Origin of the sequence: Mesorhizobium sp. M1406, from assembly GCF_040317555.1 — a bacterium.
Taxonomy (GTDB): Bacteria; Pseudomonadota; Alphaproteobacteria; order Rhizobiales; family Rhizobiaceae; genus Mesorhizobium.
In genome coordinates this window covers 35,691-50,693 of the sequence record NZ_JAMYKW010000010.1, presented here as the reverse complement: position 1 = coordinate 50,693, position 15,003 = coordinate 35,691, and the positions used below count along the sequence as shown (strand labels likewise).

15 protein-coding genes are annotated in these 15,003 nt (G+C 62.3%); 11 read left to right on the top strand and 4 right to left on the bottom strand.

Translation table 11 applies throughout. From position 1 onward, the window contains the following. Positions 1–9: 9 nt before the first annotated feature. From NKH03_RS11645 to NKH03_RS11625, 5 genes are read left to right on the top strand one after another with little or no spacing between them, the layout of a single operon-like run. Positions 10–957 (top strand): FliM/FliN family flagellar motor switch protein, encoded by a 948-nt coding sequence (locus NKH03_RS11645; RefSeq protein WP_352968485.1) that lies wholly within the window; start codon positions 10–12, stop codon positions 955–957. 16 nt (positions 958–973) lie between these two features. Continuing rightward, positions 974–1,360 carry a flagellar motor switch protein FliN gene (gene fliN, locus NKH03_RS11640; RefSeq protein ID WP_023761675.1) on the top strand — a complete coding sequence of 129 codons (387 nt, stop codon included), beginning with the start codon at positions 974–976 and terminating at the stop codon, positions 1,358–1,360. Positions 1,361–1,403: 43 nt separating this feature from the next. After that, positions 1,404–2,414: a flagellar motor switch protein FliG gene (locus tag NKH03_RS11635; protein WP_352968552.1), complete on the top strand. Its 1,011-nt coding sequence runs from the start codon at positions 1,404–1,406 to the stop codon at positions 2,412–2,414. A 9-nt stretch (positions 2,415–2,423) separates the two neighbouring features. Continuing rightward, positions 2,424–3,506, top strand: a complete 1,083-nt coding sequence (gene flhB / locus NKH03_RS11630; RefSeq protein ID WP_352968484.1) for a flagellar biosynthesis protein FlhB — start codon at positions 2,424–2,426, stop codon at positions 3,504–3,506. Next, complete coding sequence (locus NKH03_RS11625; RefSeq protein ID WP_352968482.1) at positions 3,503–3,979, top strand: BspJ family T4SS effector nucleomodulin; 477 nt, start codon at positions 3,503–3,505, stop codon at positions 3,977–3,979. Before flhB ends, NKH03_RS11625 begins: the two co-directional genes overlap by 4 nt. A gap of 5 nt (positions 3,980–3,984) precedes the next feature. Here the strand turns inward: NKH03_RS11625 and NKH03_RS11620 are convergent, their stop codons facing one another. Continuing rightward, entirely contained in the window at positions 3,985–4,755 is a 771-nt protein-coding gene (locus tag NKH03_RS11620; RefSeq protein ID WP_352968481.1) for a helix-turn-helix transcriptional regulator, read from the bottom strand. Beyond that, a complete protein-coding gene (locus NKH03_RS11615) occupies positions 4,752–5,462 on the bottom strand; it encodes a helix-turn-helix transcriptional regulator (RefSeq protein ID WP_352654619.1) in 711 nt (236 codons plus the stop codon). The genes NKH03_RS11620 and NKH03_RS11615 overlap by 4 nt, the downstream gene beginning before the upstream one ends. A 583-nt stretch (positions 5,463–6,045) precedes the next feature. Between NKH03_RS11615 and NKH03_RS11610 the strand changes: the two genes are divergently transcribed. Continuing rightward, positions 6,046–7,239, top strand: a complete 1,194-nt coding sequence (locus NKH03_RS11610) for a TMEM43 family protein (protein WP_352968479.1) — start codon at positions 6,046–6,048, stop codon at positions 7,237–7,239. Between the two features lie 38 nt (positions 7,240–7,277). On the opposite strand, the gene NKH03_RS11605 is transcribed toward NKH03_RS11610, so the two are convergent. Next, positions 7,278–8,309: a histone deacetylase family protein gene (locus tag NKH03_RS11605; protein WP_352968478.1), complete on the bottom strand. Its 1,032-nt coding sequence runs from the start codon at positions 8,307–8,309 to the stop codon at positions 7,278–7,280. Between the two features lie 22 nt (positions 8,310–8,331). Next, positions 8,332–9,090: a TetR/AcrR family transcriptional regulator gene (locus NKH03_RS11600; protein WP_352877975.1), complete on the bottom strand. Its 759-nt coding sequence runs from the start codon at positions 9,088–9,090 to the stop codon at positions 8,332–8,334. A gap of 153 nt (positions 9,091–9,243) precedes the next feature. On the opposite strand from NKH03_RS11600, the gene NKH03_RS11595 reads away from it, so the two are divergent. From NKH03_RS11595 to NKH03_RS11575, 5 genes are all read left to right on the top strand, one after another. After that, positions 9,244–10,923: an amidohydrolase gene (locus NKH03_RS11595; RefSeq protein ID WP_352968477.1), complete on the top strand. Its 1,680-nt coding sequence runs from the start codon at positions 9,244–9,246 to the stop codon at positions 10,921–10,923. 157 nt (positions 10,924–11,080) lie between these two features. Beyond that, entirely contained in the window at positions 11,081–12,175 is a 1,095-nt protein-coding gene (locus NKH03_RS11590; protein ID WP_352968476.1) for an ABC transporter ATP-binding protein, read from the top strand. 2 nt (positions 12,176–12,177) lie between these two features. Beyond that, on the top strand, positions 12,178–13,098 hold the full coding sequence (locus NKH03_RS11585; protein ID WP_352968474.1) for an ABC transporter permease: 921 nt from the start codon (positions 12,178–12,180) through the stop codon (positions 13,096–13,098). Beyond that, entirely contained in the window at positions 13,091–13,891 is an 801-nt protein-coding gene (locus tag NKH03_RS11580) for an ABC transporter permease (RefSeq protein ID WP_352968473.1), read from the top strand. Before NKH03_RS11585 ends, NKH03_RS11580 begins: the two co-directional genes overlap by 8 nt. A 22-nt stretch (positions 13,892–13,913) precedes the next feature. Continuing rightward, positions 13,914–14,948 carry an extracellular solute-binding protein gene (locus tag NKH03_RS11575; RefSeq protein ID WP_352863430.1) on the top strand — a complete coding sequence of 345 codons (1,035 nt, stop codon included), beginning with the start codon at positions 13,914–13,916 and terminating at the stop codon, positions 14,946–14,948. Positions 14,949–15,003: the final 55 nt, after the last annotated feature.

Sequence of the window (15,003 nt, the reverse complement as noted above, 5' to 3'; positions counted from 1 at the left end):
AGCATCGCCATGACCAGTCCGGGCAGCCCATCGGAAGCACGCTCGCTGATCATCGAGCGGCTCGTCGGTGACAGCGGCGAGGCCGCGCAGATCATCGATGCAGGCCGCGCCATGGCCGAGCGCGCCGTGCCGCTGCTGCAGAAAAGCCTGACCGGCGAGCTTGGCGTTCCGGTCATTGTCGATCTCAAAGCGATCGAGATCAGCCGCGTTCCCGAGGCGCGTTCCCGCGCCGGTGAGAATTTCGCGATGACCGTCGTTGCCTCGCCGGCGTCGTCAGATGCGGTGACCCTCGTCATCGATGGCGCCGCGATCGCCATCATGGTCTCGACGCTGTTTGGGGGTGACCCGGATATGCCGGTGTCACCGATCGAGCGTGACCTGTCGCCGATCGAGACCGACGTCTCGACGATGGTGTTTCAGCAGGTCGCGCAGGCGCTAAACGGATCCGGTCGGCGCTCGCTTGAGCTACGGCTTCCGGCGCCGCGGGCGATGTCTGGCATGGAGGCCAAGCGACACGTGCTGCGCGACGGGGCCGCACTGCGCATCGTCCTCGGCATCTCGACGCCGGCCGACAGCGGCAGCATCACCGTGACGATGCCGCAGCGTATCGTGCTGGCCGGTCGGGACAGCGTTGCCGCCGTCAGTGAGAACGATCAAAACGCCAGCTGGCGCGCGCGCTTTTCGGAAGAGGTGATGCGCTCAATGGTAGCGCTCGAAGCCACCATGCCGCTGGCCCGGCTGACGCTCGGCGATGTCGCCGACTTCGATGTCGGCCAGATCATCGAATTCGAGGAAACGGCGCAATCACGGGCGCGTCTCAGTGCCCGCGGCCAGACGCTGTTCGTCTGCGAATTCGGCAAACTGGGACAGAATTATACCGTCCGAATCAAGCATCCCTTCGATGCCGGGCAGGATTTTATCGACGGGCTGATGCCGGCTGCCGCCGGACGCGCCTGAGCACTGGAGACAATTCATGGCCAAGACCAAGGTGGAAGCCGACCTCGACCAGCCGGACGAACAACTCGACCGTGCCATCGAAGAATTGCGCGGGGTCCTGCACGAAGAGGAACAACGCCCGGATGCGGCGTTCAGGGCCGCCTCCGGCGCCAATTCAAGCGTCATCATGAACATCCCCGTCGATGTTCAGATCATCCTCGGCAGCACCGAGATGCCGGTCTCCGACCTGATGGCGCTGCAGAAGGGGTCGACGGTGGCGCTCAATCGCCGTATCGGCGAACCTGTCGATGTCGTGGTCAACGGCCGCAAGATCGCGCGCGGCGAGATCACCGTGCTGGAAAGCGATCCGTCGCGCTTCGGCATCAGGCTGACCGAAATCATCGCTGGCACGAAGGGCGCCTAGACATGGGTTGCGGAGCTTGCCGATGGCAGCGGAGGCGAGTGGCATGACGACGCCGGTGACCTTGACCCGCGCGCAGAAGGCAGCCGCCATACTGGTGGCGATGGGCAAGCCGTCGGCCAGCCGCCTGTTGAAATTCTTCAAGCAGGAAGAACTGAAGGCGCTGATCGAGGGCGCCCGTCTGCTGCGGACGATTCCGCAAAGCGATCTTGAGCGCATCGTCGCCGAGTTCGAGGCCGAGTTCACCGAAGGGGCGGGATTGCTCGATTCCGCCGACAGGATGGACACCATCCTCAATGAGTCGCTGTCGCCTGAAGAGATGAGCGCGATCATGGGCGACAAGAGATTCGAGGTCGCTCCGGAAGGCCCGCCGCCGATCTGGCCCGAGCTCGAAAAGCTCGAACCGGCGCGGCTTGGCGCCTTCCTGGCCGGCGAGCATCCGCAGACCGCGGCCATGGTGCTGTCGAAACTGGCGCCGCAAGTGGCGGCAAGCGTGCTGCTGACGTTGACCAAGCCGATGCGTGGCGAAATCATCAAGCGCATGGTGACGATGGCCAATGTTCCGGACGCCGCCAGCAAGATCGTCGAAAACCGGCTGCGCACCAGCGTGCTGGCGGAAACCTCGACCAAGGACACTTCCGCCGGGCAGGCGCGTGTCGCCAGCGTCCTCAACGAACTGGACAAGCCGCTGCTCGAGGAGGTCATGCAGGATCTGGAAGCCGCCGGCACACCCGACCTCGATGGTGTGCGGGCCCGCCTGTTCGCCTTCGACGACCTGCCGTTGCTCGCCCAGAAAGCGCGGGTGCTGCTGTTCGATGGGCTGTCGACCGAACTGATCACGCTGGCCTTGCGCGGCACGCAGGCGGGACTTGCCGAATCCGTTCTGTCGGCGATCGGCGCGCGGTCGCGGCGCATGATCGAAGCCGAACTCGGACAAGGTTCGGAAGGGGTTTCTCTCGCCGACATAACAGCAGCACGCAAGACGATCGTGACGACGACGATCCGGTTGTCGCGCGAAGGCGCCTTCGAACTTCCGTCGACCCAAGACGCCGCCTAAGGCCGCGCCATGGCTGACGCGGTCGACAAGGATTCGAAAACCGAGGAGGCGACGGAAAAGAAGATCCGCGACACTGTCGAACAGGGCAAACTGCCCCATTCGCGGGAAACGGCGCTCCTTGCATCGTTCGTTGCCATACTGGTGTTCACCGTCTTCTACGCCAAGGACGCCGTCATCGATCTCGGCATGTTCCTGTCGATGTTCCTGGAGAAGCCGGAAGCCTGGCCGATGGACACCGAGACGGACGTCATCGCGCTCTACAAGACTGTTATTTTCGAGGTGGGCCGGGCCGTCGTCAGCCTGTTCGTGCTGCTGACCGTCGCCGGTGTCGGCGCCTCGGTGTTCCAGAACATGCCGCAGTTCGTCGGCGAGCGGGTGCGGCCGCAACTCTCGCGCATCTCGATCCCCAAGGGGTGGAACAGGCTGTTCGGCATTCAGGGCTGGGTCGAGTTCCTGAAGTCACTAGGCAAGGTTGGCTTTGCCGTCGTCGTGCTGAGCTTCACTCTGTCGGAAGACCACCGCAAGCTGCTCGCCGGCATGATCACCAATCCGGTCGCTTTCGGACTCGTCATCCGCGGCATTGCCGTCGACATCCTGGTGGCGATCGTCTTCGTCATGGGGCTGATCGCGGCAGTCGACATCGTCTGGTCGCGCTTCCACTGGAAGCAGGATCTGCGCATGAGCAAGCAGGAGGTCAAGGACGAGTTCAAGCAATCCGAGGGTGACCCGATCGTCAAGTCGCGACTGCGCTCGCTGGCGCGCGACCGGGCGCGCAAGCGGATGATGACGGCGGTGCCGCGCGCGACGCTTATCATCGCCAACCCGACGCACTTTTCGATCGCGTTGAAATACGTGCGCGACGAGGACTCGGCACCAATGGTGTTGGCCAAGGGGCAGGATCTAGTGGCGCTGAAAATCCGCGAGATCGCACGCGAAAACAACATCCCGATCTTCGAGGACGTGGCGCTCGCCCGCTCCATGTACAAGCAAGTTTCGGTCGATAGTGTGATCCCATCGCAATTCTACCAGGCCGTCGCCGAACTGGTGCGGATCGTCTACTCGAAAAAGGCTGAGCGCAGACAGATTTCATGAACCGTCAACCGCACGCAAAATCCCGCGAGATCATCGTCGCCAGTGCCATCGAGCAAGTGGTGGGAGAACTGAGGCTGATCGATGTAGCCGACTATATCGCCTTCATCCGACTGGAGCATTTCGCGTGCCTGTCGGATCTGGTCGATTCAGCGGTAGAGCTGTTCTTCATGCCAGGCACACTGCGGCTCGGCCATGGCGGCGAGGCGCATGTTGACTGGACCGGCAGCCCGCGCATCGTGCTTGATCTGGAGTTGAGGCCGCCTGGGGTCACCGTCTATTTCCAGCTGACGCTGAGCGAGAACGGTGCTTCGGTGGTGGTCAACTACGTGTCGTTCGAGAAGCCGGGCGAAGACCCGGAGCACAACACGGCCTTGCTCGAGACGGTCATCGAGCAGGCGCGTATCCGCAAGGCCGAGCCGCTGGCCTTTCTCGGAACATCGATCGCTTCCGACAGCCGCGGGCCAATCCTATAGTTGCCTTATTCAATAAGCCCCAGCCGCAGCGCCTTGGCAACGGCCTGGTTGCGGTTGACCGCATTCAGCTTCTGGGTCGACTGGGTCAGATACTGGTTGGCGGTGTGTACCGACAGTTTCAGCAGCCTGGCGATCTCCTCGCTGGTGTTGCCGTTGGCGGTCAGCTTCAGGCATTCGAGTTCGCGCTTGGAGATCGCACGCATCCTGCCGGCATCGCTAGGGCGGATGCGGGCGACGGCGGCGAACAGCGAGAAACAGCGGGCGTGGATCTCGTAGAGCGCGTCCTGCGGCAAGGCTATCTCCGAGCCCATGAAAACGACGAGGCCGCACTGCCCACGATCGGCGTGGACCGGAAAGGCGATGCCGCTGGTGCCGGGCGCCAGCGGCGCCATCTGCTCGGTCCAGGCGAGATTGCCGAACATCTCCGCCATGGCGGCGACGCCGTCGTCCGTCCACCAGCGCGGTTCCGTCGAGATGCGGGTGTGGCGCACGATCTCCTCGCCATTGGCGCCTGAAATGAATTTCGTCGCCACCGCAATGCCGGGGTAGTCGGAATCAAGGCAAGGGACGAGCCGTGCGCGTTCGGGCGAGGGGCTGACGAAGAACAGGCCAAAGGCGGATGCGTTGATGTCGACGGAGATCCAGCGGCAGCGGCGCACGGCATCGGGAATGGTGACGGCGTGATGGGTTTCGGAGCCGAGCGAAAAGGCGCCGAACGGATTGCGCTGCTCGTTGAAAAGGGCTTCGGCAGCCTCCTTGATGTCGACGTGTTTCAAATGATGCCGCTCCTGATCGCCGTGGCGATTGCCATCGCGCGGTTGCTGGCCGCGAATTTCTGGATGGCGTGGGTGATGTAGCTGTTGACGGTGTTGGAGGAGACGCCAAGGATGACGGCGACCTCGTCGGTGGTCTTGCCCTCGGAGACCCAGAACAGGCATTCGCGCTCGCGATCCGACAGCGGATCCTGCATCGCGGCGGCGGCAATCAGTTGCGGGATGTGCGAGAGCGCATAGCAGCATTTCAGCTGTGCCCTCATCAGCGCCGGCTGGTCGATGCTGCCGGCTGTCGCTGCCGAAAACAAGGCGAACAGGCGCTGGCGACCGACATTGAGGCGCAGCGAATAGATCTCGGCATGGCCAAGCACGTCGAGAAGGCGCGCTTCCTCACCGGTGATCAATCCGTCAGTCTCGGGCGCCTGGGATGCCACCAGGGCGATCGGGCGGATACCGGGCGCAACGGTGAGCGCACCTTGTGCAAGCCCGGCGATCAGCCGCTTGCCGGTCAGTTCGATGGCGTCGAAAATCCAATTGGACGAGACGATGCGCGCATCGTTGCGGTCCTGGTCGTGGACGATGGCGACCAGCATATAGCTGTCGGCGCCGATCTCGGCTGTCAGTTGCATGAAAAAGCTGGTCAGATCGCCGCGCGACGTCAGGCGCGAGCCCAATGTGTCGGATTGAAGTAGCGCGGCGGGACTGCTCATTCTTGTTGCTTTTGGCCGGAATCGTTTCTGCTGTCCGGTTGCTGGAAGCCAGCCGCCGAACCCGAATACGCATTACTTTGAAGACACACGCTTGGCGCAGGGCTGCGCCCACCAGATTCGAATCCATTCAGGGAACGCGAAGCCGTCCGCGTCTGGTGCCGGAAAAGCTCCGGAACAAGAGACTTTGGGTGGTCGCCGCGCCCCCCGAGGACCGGCTGATTCGGGTCTAATCTACCCGCAGTTGAATCCGACATCAAACGCGATTTGACAAAATCGAATCCGGCGGACTCGCGTGCGACTCAGAGGCGGATTCCAACCCCTTTCGCCGCCCTCACGCCCCTGAAAAGTCGACGCGAAAAGACCGAACCGTGTTTGCAACACCGCCGTATCGAAGACCGATCGTTTCCGATAAGTTTTCGGCGATCCGCAGGGATGGGCGTCCTTTGGATCGGACTGGGCGGGATGACCGGTGCTTCTCGGCCATAGGCATCGGGGTGGAGCATAGATTCACGCCAACTGATCGGTTCAATGCGCGGCCAACGGCCGAGCTCAAATTCTGGTATCAATGGTTTCGGGGGAAACAATGAGCGATTCATTTCGGGAAGTTACGTCGGTCTCGTGGTTCGGACGCATCAAGCGCGCTGTCGGTGGGGTCATCTTCGGCCTGCTTCAGGTCGTGCTGATGGTGATCGGGCTGTTCTGGAACGAGGGGCGCGCGGTGCAGACAGCGCGCTCTCTGGCCGAAGGGGCCGGAGCCGTGGTTTCGGCCAGCGCCGACAGCGTGGATGCCGCCAATGACGGCAAATTGGTGCATGTCAGCGGGCCGGTGACGACGGACAGTGGTCTCGCCGATCCGGATTTCGGCATTGCGGCGCAAGGTCTGCGCCTGTCGCGCAGCGCCGAGATGTACCAGTGGAAGGAAGAGTCCAAATCGGAGACCACCAAGAAGCTTGGTGGCGGTGAGGAGACCGTAACCACCTACAGCTATTCGAAAGTGTGGGACGACAGCCAGATCGACTCGTCGGATTTCAAGAAGCCGGATGGCCACCAGAATCCGCCGATGGCGATCCACGGCCGGACTTTCCAGATTCCGCAAGGCAAGCTCGTCGCCTTCGATCTCGACACGCCGGTGCTTGATCGCATCGAGGGCGACAAGGCGTATGCGCTGTCACCCGACCAATCGGCTGCGATCAAGGCCGCCTATACCGGCACCGGGCCGCTCAGCGTCGTCGACGGCAGGATCTATCTCGGCGCCGACACGACAACGCCGGCGCTGGGCGATTACCGCATCGGCTACGAGTTGGCACCGCTCGGTGTGATCAGCATCGTGGCGCGGCAGGCCGGCAGCAGGTTCGAGCCCTACCAGACCGAGGCGGGCGATGCGTTGCTGATGGTCGACACCGGCACTGTCCCGGCAGACAAGATGTTCGCCGAGGCGGTCAGCGCAAACACGCTGATCACCTGGCTGCTGCGTGCCGCCGGCCTTTTGTTGCTGACCATCGGCTTTGCCCTGTTCCTCAGCCCGATCGGCGTGATCCTCGACGTCATTCCGTTCCTCGGCGGCATGGCGCGGATGGGAACCGGCATCATCGCCTTCTTCCTGGCGATCCTGGTCGGCACGACGACAATTGCGATTGCCTGGTTCTGGTATCGGCCGGTCCTGGCGGTGGGCATCCTTGCGGCCGGCATCATCGCGGCGGCGGCGGTCTACTACCTCGGCCGCTCGCGCAAGGCAGCCGCACCGGTTGCCGTGCCGAGCACCGAGGCGGCAAGCTAGATCTAACGCCGAACAGCCACCGCCGTTCGGCGCTCATTTTACCGATCCTCGAAACCGGTCAGAACGCCGACGGCATTGACGCCGATCTCCTCGACGGCATAGCCGCCCTCCATGACGAACAGCGTCGGCAGGCCAAGCTTGGCGATGCGGCGACCGATCTTTGGATAGTCAGATGTTTTCAGCTTGAACTGGCTGATCGGGTCCTTCTCGAAGGTATCGACGCCCAGCGAGACGACGACGACATCCGGTGCGTAAGCGGCGAGCTTGGCGCAGGCATCCTCGAGTGAGGCGTTCCAGGCGTCCCAATCGGTGCCGAAAGGCATCGGGTAGTTGATGTTGAAACCTTCGCCGGCACCGGCGCCGCGCTCGTCGGCATGGCCGAGGAAGAACGGGTACTCGACCATCGGATCGCCATGCAGGTTGAGCACCTGGACGTCAGCACGGTCATAGAAGATCTCCTGCGTGCCGTTGCCATGGTGGTAGTCGACATCGAGGATCGAGATGCGTTCGGCACCCTGATCGCGGAACCATTGCGCGGCGACGGCGGCATTGTTGATGTAGCAATAGCCGCCCATGAAGCCGGCACCGGCATGGTGGCCGGGCGGACGGCAGAGGGCGAAGGCGGATGTCTCGCCGCCCTTGACCAGGCCGGCGGCGGTCAGCGCCACGTCATAGGACGACTTGATCGCGGCCCACGTGCCCTCGACGAAGGTGGCACCGGCATCGAAGGAATAGTAGCCGAGCAGGGCGTCGACGCGCTTTGGCGGCACGTCGCCGCGCAGGCCGCGCGTCGGCCAGGTGAAGGGCATCGCCGTGCCCTTCAGGCCGGCTTCCACCCATTGCGGCCAGACCGTCGGCAGGAAGTCGATATAGTCTGATTTGTGGATGCGCTTGGCGGCGGCGAGATCATGCTCGAGCGGCAGGACGATCGGCCCCAGTTTCTCACTCTCGACCCGCGCCTTGATGAATTCGGCCCGCGACGGCTTTTCGAAACCCGGCACGATGGCCGAGGTGACCAGTTCCATTTGGCCAGCATGACCAGCGTGAAGCGGCGAATAGACAGTCTGCATAGATTCCTCTCGAAGTGCGAAATCAGTCAAGATTGAGATACGGGCTCACCAGAGCGAGCCACATGGTTTCCACATCGTCCTCGATGAGGTCGAACGTCCGGCGGTCTTTTTTCAGCCCCACAAGCCGGCATACGTGCCCGACCTCCATCATCACCACGCCGAGCCGGCTGGCGATCTTGTCTTCAAGAGCCGGGTTCACATGCTGCAGCCATGCGGCGTAGAGGGCGATGATCTGGTCGTCATATTCGTTCTGAATCGGCCGGAGGTCGGCGTTACCGGAGATAGCTTCGATCACCGGCATCAGGCTGGCGTTTTCGAGGTAGAGCCTGGACGTGTCGATGAAGAGCCTGCGCACTTCCTGCCGAAATTCGTCGCGGTTGGTGGGCGGGGCGACCTTGATGCGCCTCGCGATGACCTCGGGAAAGGATGACAGCCAGCGCCGGGCGAGGTCCAGAAGAATGGCTTCCTTGTTGGGAAAGTATTGGTAGACCGAACCGACCGACAAGCCCGCGCGCTGCGCAATGGCGAGCGTCGTCGGCGTCTTTGTCCCTTGCTCCCGTGTCAAGATCAGCGCCGCGTCGAGAATCCTGTCGACCACCTTGCTCGACCGTTGTTGCCGTGGCTGCTTGCGCGGTTCGAGCGCTATCCTGGTTTTGCGGTCGAGACTGCGCTTCACGGCTTGATGTCCTCGTTCCCCGCCCGGTCCCAACACAGGCGCGGGGTGCTGTCCACAATACATTCCATATTCCGCATGTTGACAAACGCGAATAATCAGTCGCATTCTTTATCCACGCTGTCTCCCGGGATAACAAGGGGAATTTCGAAGACGGCGAGCTGGCATCTTTTTCCATCCCATGGCGCCGCTCCGGTGGAGCGGCAGGTCGTTGGCAGGGGGTTGTCGGTGTCAGCCAGTCGTCAAAAGCGCGGAGTCGCGATGTCTGTCACGGGTGCGGGTCACAATGCGGATTTGATCGTCATCAACGGTCGTGTGCAGACAATGGACGATGCCAATCCCGCCGCCGAGGCCGTTGCCGTCAAGGACGGCGCCATCATCGCCGTTGGCAGCCGCGCCTCGATCGAAGAGCTCAAGGGACTGGCCACCAAGGTCATCGACGCCAAGGGCGGTACGGTCGTGCCGGGCTTCATCGAAGCCCACATGCATCTGTTTTCAGGCGGGGCGGAGCTTTCCCATCTCCAGCTTGTCGGGGTCCACGGCTTCGAGGCGCTGCAAAAGGCGATACGCGACTACGCGCCGACGCGGCCTGATGCTCCGATGCTGGTCGGCCAGGGCGTCGATTACACCGTGCTCGGCAGCGAGCGGGTGACGCGCCATCACCTTGATGCCATTTTGCCCGATCGCCCGTTCTGTATGGCCGCGCCCGACCATCACACCATGTGGGCCAACACCAAGGCGCTGGAAATGGCGGGCATCCTGCATGGACGCACGCTTGGTCCGGGCAATGAGATCGTCATGGGTGACGATGGACTGGCGGCCGGTGAATTGCGCGAAGGCGAGGCCTTCGGCCCGGTGCTCGACCTTGCCGGCGAAAGCCGGGTGCGGCTGGGGCTGTCGACCGGCGGCGAGCCGGATCCGATGCCGACGGCAGCCGAGCGGGCCGCCGATCGCGATATCATGCGGCGCGGGCTCGCCTGGTGCGCCCGCCATGGCATCACCTCGATCCAGAACATGGACGGCAATCTCTATCAGCTCGAGCTGCTGGCCGAGATCGAAGCCGTGGAAGGCTTGCCTTGCCGCGTACAAATCCCGTTCCACTACAAGAATTTCATGACGCTCGACATGCTCGACAAGGCATCAACGATGGCCGAACGCTACAACAGCGAATGGCTGTCGTCGGGCATGGTCAAGGTGTTCTATGACGGTGTGCTCGATTCCTGGACGGCTGTCATGGTCGAGCCCTATGCCGACCGGCCCGACTGGGTGGGCGAGCCGCTGTTCACGCCTCAACAGTTCATCGATCTGGCCGTCGCGGTCGACAAGCGGGGGCTGCAGATCGCCGTACATTCGATTGGCGACGGCGCGGTGCGCGCGGTGCTCGACGGTTATGAGGCGGCGCGGAAGGCGAACGGCAAGCGCGACAGCCGCCACCGGGTCGAGCACATCGAGGTCACCACTACTTCGGACGTGCCGCGCTTCGCCGAACTCGGCGTCATAGCCTCCATGCAGCCGCCGCATCCGCCCGGCGCCATGGATTTTCCGCTGGAGCCGACGGTGTCGCGCATCGGGCCGGCGCGCTGGCCCTTGAGCTATGCCTGGCGAACCCTGAAGAATGCCGGCGCGCATGTCGTCTTCGCATCGGACTGGCCGGTGTCGCCGATCGATCCGATCCTGGGCATCCGCGCGGCGGTGTTGCGCAAACCGTGGGCAGAAAGCGACCCGGACCAGAGCTTCTCGCTGCATGAAGCGCTCGCCGCATACACGGTCGAGGGCGCCTATGCCGAGTTTGCCGAGCACCGCAAGGGCAAGGTGAAAGCAGGCTACATGGCCGATCTGGTGGTGCTTTCGGCGGATATCGAGGCGACGGCGCCGGAAGCGTTGCACGAGGTGCGGCCGGTGACGACGATCTGTGGCGGCAAGATCACCTATCAGGCCTGACAATGGCATGAGGCTTGCTGGGCATGAGCCTTGCCAGCCGAAAATACGAACTGAACCGTGATTCAATGCCGGGCTTGCCAACCTACCGGCCATGTGGTCACATCGAACAGGGGAAGAGCTCCGCCAGCAAGAGCGGGGTCAACAGTGAGGCGTAATCGTGCCGGACAAACCGGATCGGAATGCGATTGAAGTAGTAAACGTCAGCAAAATTTTTGGATCAGGAGAGGGGCAGGTCGCTGCCCTCGACACGGTCTCGGTATCCATCCGCGAGAACGAGTTCTTCACGCTGCTTGGCCCATCCGGCTGCGGCAAGACGACATTGCTCAGGCTGATCGCCGGCTTCGACTTCCCAACCGCCGGTGGGATCCTGCTCTATGGCCAGGACATCGCCCTGCTGCCGCCCTTCAAGCGGCCGGTCAACACCGTTTTCCAGTCCTATGCGCTGTTCCCGCACATGACGGTCGCCGACAATATCGGCTTTGGCCTGGAAATGCTCGGCAAACCGAAGGCCGAGATCAAGGCGCGCGTCGCCGAGATGCTGAAGCTGGTCAAGATGGAAGCGCTCGCCGGTCGTCGCACCAGCCAGATCTCGGGCGGCCAACAGCAGCGCGTGGCGCTGGCCCGGGCGCTCGCACCGCAGCCCAAAGTGCTGCTGCTCGACGAACCCTTGTCGGCGCTCGACTACAAGCTGCGCAAGGAAATGCAGATCGAGCTGAAGCGACTGCAGCACGAGACCGGCATCACCTTCATCTTCGTCACCCACGACCAGGAAGAAGCGCTGACCATGTCGGACCGCATCGCGGTGATGTCGTCGGGCAAGATCCTGCAGGTCGGTTCGCCCTGGGATATCTACGACAAGCCGGCCGAACGCTTCGTCGCCGACTTCATTGGCGAAACCAACTTCCTTATGGCCGCCATCAGCGAGATGGCCAACGGCAAGGCGCGCGCGACGCTCAAATCCGGTGCGGCCATCGAGGCGACCGTGGCCCAAGGTTTCCAGCCCAACGCCAATGCCACGGTCGTGGTTCGGCCCGAACATGCCAAGCTGAGCAAGGGCAAGGGCGAGTTGTCGGGAACAGTCGACAACATCGTCTATTTCGGCACCGACACCCACATCCATGTTCATCTCGAGAGTGGCGAACTCTTCACCGTACGCCAGCAGAACACGCGCAGCGCGGGCTGTGGTTTCGAGAAGGGCGACACGGTCGGCATTCTCATCGGCAGCGATGCCGCCCAGGTCCTGAAGGACTGACGATGGCGACCGCGGAAGAAGTCGCCAAGGCAGCGGAACGGCGCGATATCCGTGAGCGCTGGCTTTTGTCAGCCCCAGCGCTGTTGACCATTTTTCTCGCCGCGACCGGCCCGTTGCTGATCGTGCTCGTCTATTCATTCCTGACACCAGGCTCCTATGGCGACGTGAAGTGGCAATTCTCGCCGGAAGCCTGGATAGCGGTGTTTCTGGAACGCGATATCTTCGACGATACGCTTTCGATCGCCGCAGCCCACGTCACCATCTTCCTGCGCTCGATCAAGCTCGCGGTGGTGACGACCATCGCCACGTTGGTGCTTGGCTTCCCGACCGCCTATTTCATGGCGACGCGCAGCGAAAAGACTCGCGATCTCTGGCTGTTCCTGATCACCATACCGTTCTGGACCAACCTGCTGATCCGCACCTTCGCCGTGCTGCAGATCATCCGCAACGAAGGCATCATCAACACGATCCTGCTCAAGCTCGGCATCATCTCGGCGCCGATCCAGATACTCTACACCGACACGGCGATCCTGATCGGCATGGCCTATGTCTACCTGCCGCTGATGGTGCTGCCGATCTACGCCAGCATGGAGAAGCTCGATTTCCGGCTGGTCGAGGCGGGCTATGATCTCTACGCGACACGTTTCCAGGTGCTGCGGCGGATCATCTTCCCACTGGTCAAGCCAGGCGTCATCGCCGGTTCCATCCTGGTCTTCATTCCAGCACTTGGCGCCTATGTGACGCCAAGCGTGCTGGGCGGCGGCAAGAACATGATGCTGTCCAACCTGATCGAATTGCAGTTCGGGCAGGGCCGCAACTGGCCGCTCGGCTCGGCGCTGTCGATCGCCGTCATGATCATCGTCATGGTGGCGCTGCTTGCCTATGTGCGCAATGCCGGCAAGTCAGGGATGCGTCATGGCTAAGAACTTTTCCATCAAGCACCAGCCGGGATTCACCACGATCGCCGCGACCTGCTTTATCGTGCTCTATTTGCCGATCATCGTGCTGGTCATCTATGCCTTCAACGCGGCGAGCTCGACCTCCGAATGGGGCGGCTTTTCGCTGAAATGGTTCCAGTCGGCATGGCAGAACACGCAGGTCATCGATGCCACGCTGCGTTCCTTCCAGATCGGCTCCGTCGCGGCGGTGCTTTCCACCATCTTCGCCACCATGGCCGCGCTCGCCACCACGCGAACCGCGCCCTATCCCGGCCTCACGTTCAAATATGCGGCGATCAATCAGCCGCTGATGGTGCCCGAGATCGTCACCGGCGTGGCGCTGCTGATCTTCTTCTCGCGCATCAAAATATTCACCGGTTATTCCGGCATCGGTTATCTGATCGCCGCGCACACGGCGTTCTGCATTCCCTTCGCCTACCTGCCGATCCGGGCGCGGCTTGAGAATATGGACCTGACGCTGGAGCGTGCCGCCGCCGACCTTTACGCGACTCCGTGGAAAACCTTCCGCCGCATCACGCTGCCGCTTCTGTGGCACGGCATCCTGGCCGGATTGATGCTGGCCTTCGTCATCTCGCTCGACGACGTCGTTATCACAGAGTTCGTCAAATCGGGCGGCCAGGACACGCTGCCAACCTACATGCTCGGCCAGATTCGCCGCGGCATCACACCCGAGATCAACGCGATATCGACCGCCTTCCTGCTGCTTTCGGTCGCGATCGTCACGTTGTTTTTCTTCGTCAGCAGGAAACGAGACTGAACCGAAAATGGGAGTTAAAACGATGAACTGGAAGACAACAGCAACCGCCATGGGGTTGGCGTTGCTCGCTTCGACGAGCCTCGCCCGCGCCGACGGCGAATTGAACATCTACAATTGGGGCAACTACACCAGCCCTGACGTGATCAAGAAGTTCGAGGCCAAATACAACGTCAAGGTGACCATCACCGATTACGATTCCAACGACACCGCGCTCGCCAAGGTCCGCCAGGGCGGCACTGGCTTCGACATCGCGGTGCCTTCGCAGACCTACGTGCCGATCTGGATCAAGGAAGGCCTCGTCCAGGAGACCGATCCGGGCAAGATGGAGAACTTCAAGAATGTGGCGGCGGAATGGGCCAATCCCGATTTCGACCCGGGCCGCAAATACTCGGTGCCGTGGGCCCTGGGCACTGTCGGCGTGGTCGTCAACACCGACGCCTACAAGGGCCCGGCCGACAGCTGGGGCATCATCTTCAACACACCTGACGAACTGAAGGGCAAGGTCAATGTCGTTCCCGAAATGAACGACGTCATCTTCGCCGCGATCAAATATGTCGGCGGCCAGCAATGCACCACCGACAAGGAAGTGCTGAAGAAGGTGCGTGACACGCTTGTCGCGGCCAAGCCGAACTGGATCGCGATGGAGTACAACACCATCGAGAAGATGGGCGCCGGCGACTTCAAGGCAACCAGCGACTGGAACGGGTCGGCGCTGCGCCAGCGGCTGGCCAACCCGGCCATCCACTACAACTATCCGAAAGAAGGCTTTGGCCTGTGGAGCGACAACGTCGTCGTTCTGAAGGAAGCCAAGAACGTCGAGAACGCCAAGCTTTTCCAGAACTTCATCATGGACCCGGAAAATGCGGCGGGTCTCTCGGCCTTCCATCGCTATGCCAACGCCATCACCGGATCGGACAAGTACATGCCGGCCGACATGAAGGATGCGCCGGAAGTTGTCATCCCGGCAGCCGACAAGCCGCGTGCCGAGTTGCAGCAGATGTGCGCCCCGGAAATCCAGGACATCTACACCAAGATCTGGACCGAACTGCAGAAGTAACCGCGTTTTCGACGGACCCGGCGGCGCACGCCGCCGGGTCCGTTTTACGTTCAAG

Bases quoted from the DNA above. Each gene is read 5' to 3' on its own strand.
- NKH03_RS11625 (WP_352968482.1), top strand. From the start codon at position 3,503: ATGAACCGTCAACCGCACGCAAAATCCCGCGAGATCATCGTCGCCAGT.
- NKH03_RS11585 (WP_352968474.1), top strand. From the start codon at position 12,178: ATGGCGACCGCGGAAGAAGTCGCCAAGGCAGCGGAACGGCGCGATATC.
- NKH03_RS11610 (WP_352968479.1), top strand. From the start codon at position 6,046: ATGAGCGATTCATTTCGGGAAGTTACGTCGGTCTCGTGGTTCGGACGC.
- fliN (WP_023761675.1), top strand. From the start codon at position 974: ATGGCCAAGACCAAGGTGGAAGCCGACCTCGACCAGCCGGACGAACAA.
- NKH03_RS11600 (WP_352877975.1), bottom strand. From the start codon at position 9,090: ATGCGACTGATTATTCGCGTTTGTCAACATGCGGAATATGGAATGTAT.
- NKH03_RS11575 (WP_352863430.1), top strand. From the start codon at position 13,914: ATGAACTGGAAGACAACAGCAACCGCCATGGGGTTGGCGTTGCTCGCT.
- NKH03_RS11635 (WP_352968552.1), top strand. From the start codon at position 1,404: ATGACGACGCCGGTGACCTTGACCCGCGCGCAGAAGGCAGCCGCCATA.
- flhB (WP_352968484.1), top strand. From the start codon at position 2,424: ATGGCTGACGCGGTCGACAAGGATTCGAAAACCGAGGAGGCGACGGAA.
- NKH03_RS11595 (WP_352968477.1), top strand. From the start codon at position 9,244: ATGTCTGTCACGGGTGCGGGTCACAATGCGGATTTGATCGTCATCAAC.
- NKH03_RS11645 (WP_352968485.1), top strand. From the start codon at position 10: ATGACCAGTCCGGGCAGCCCATCGGAAGCACGCTCGCTGATCATCGAG.
- NKH03_RS11605 (WP_352968478.1), bottom strand. From the start codon at position 8,309: ATGCAGACTGTCTATTCGCCGCTTCACGCTGGTCATGCTGGCCAAATG.
- NKH03_RS11615 (WP_352654619.1), bottom strand. From the start codon at position 5,462: ATGAGCAGTCCCGCCGCGCTACTTCAATCCGACACATTGGGCTCGCGC.
- NKH03_RS11580 (WP_352968473.1), top strand. From the start codon at position 13,091: ATGGCTAAGAACTTTTCCATCAAGCACCAGCCGGGATTCACCACGATC.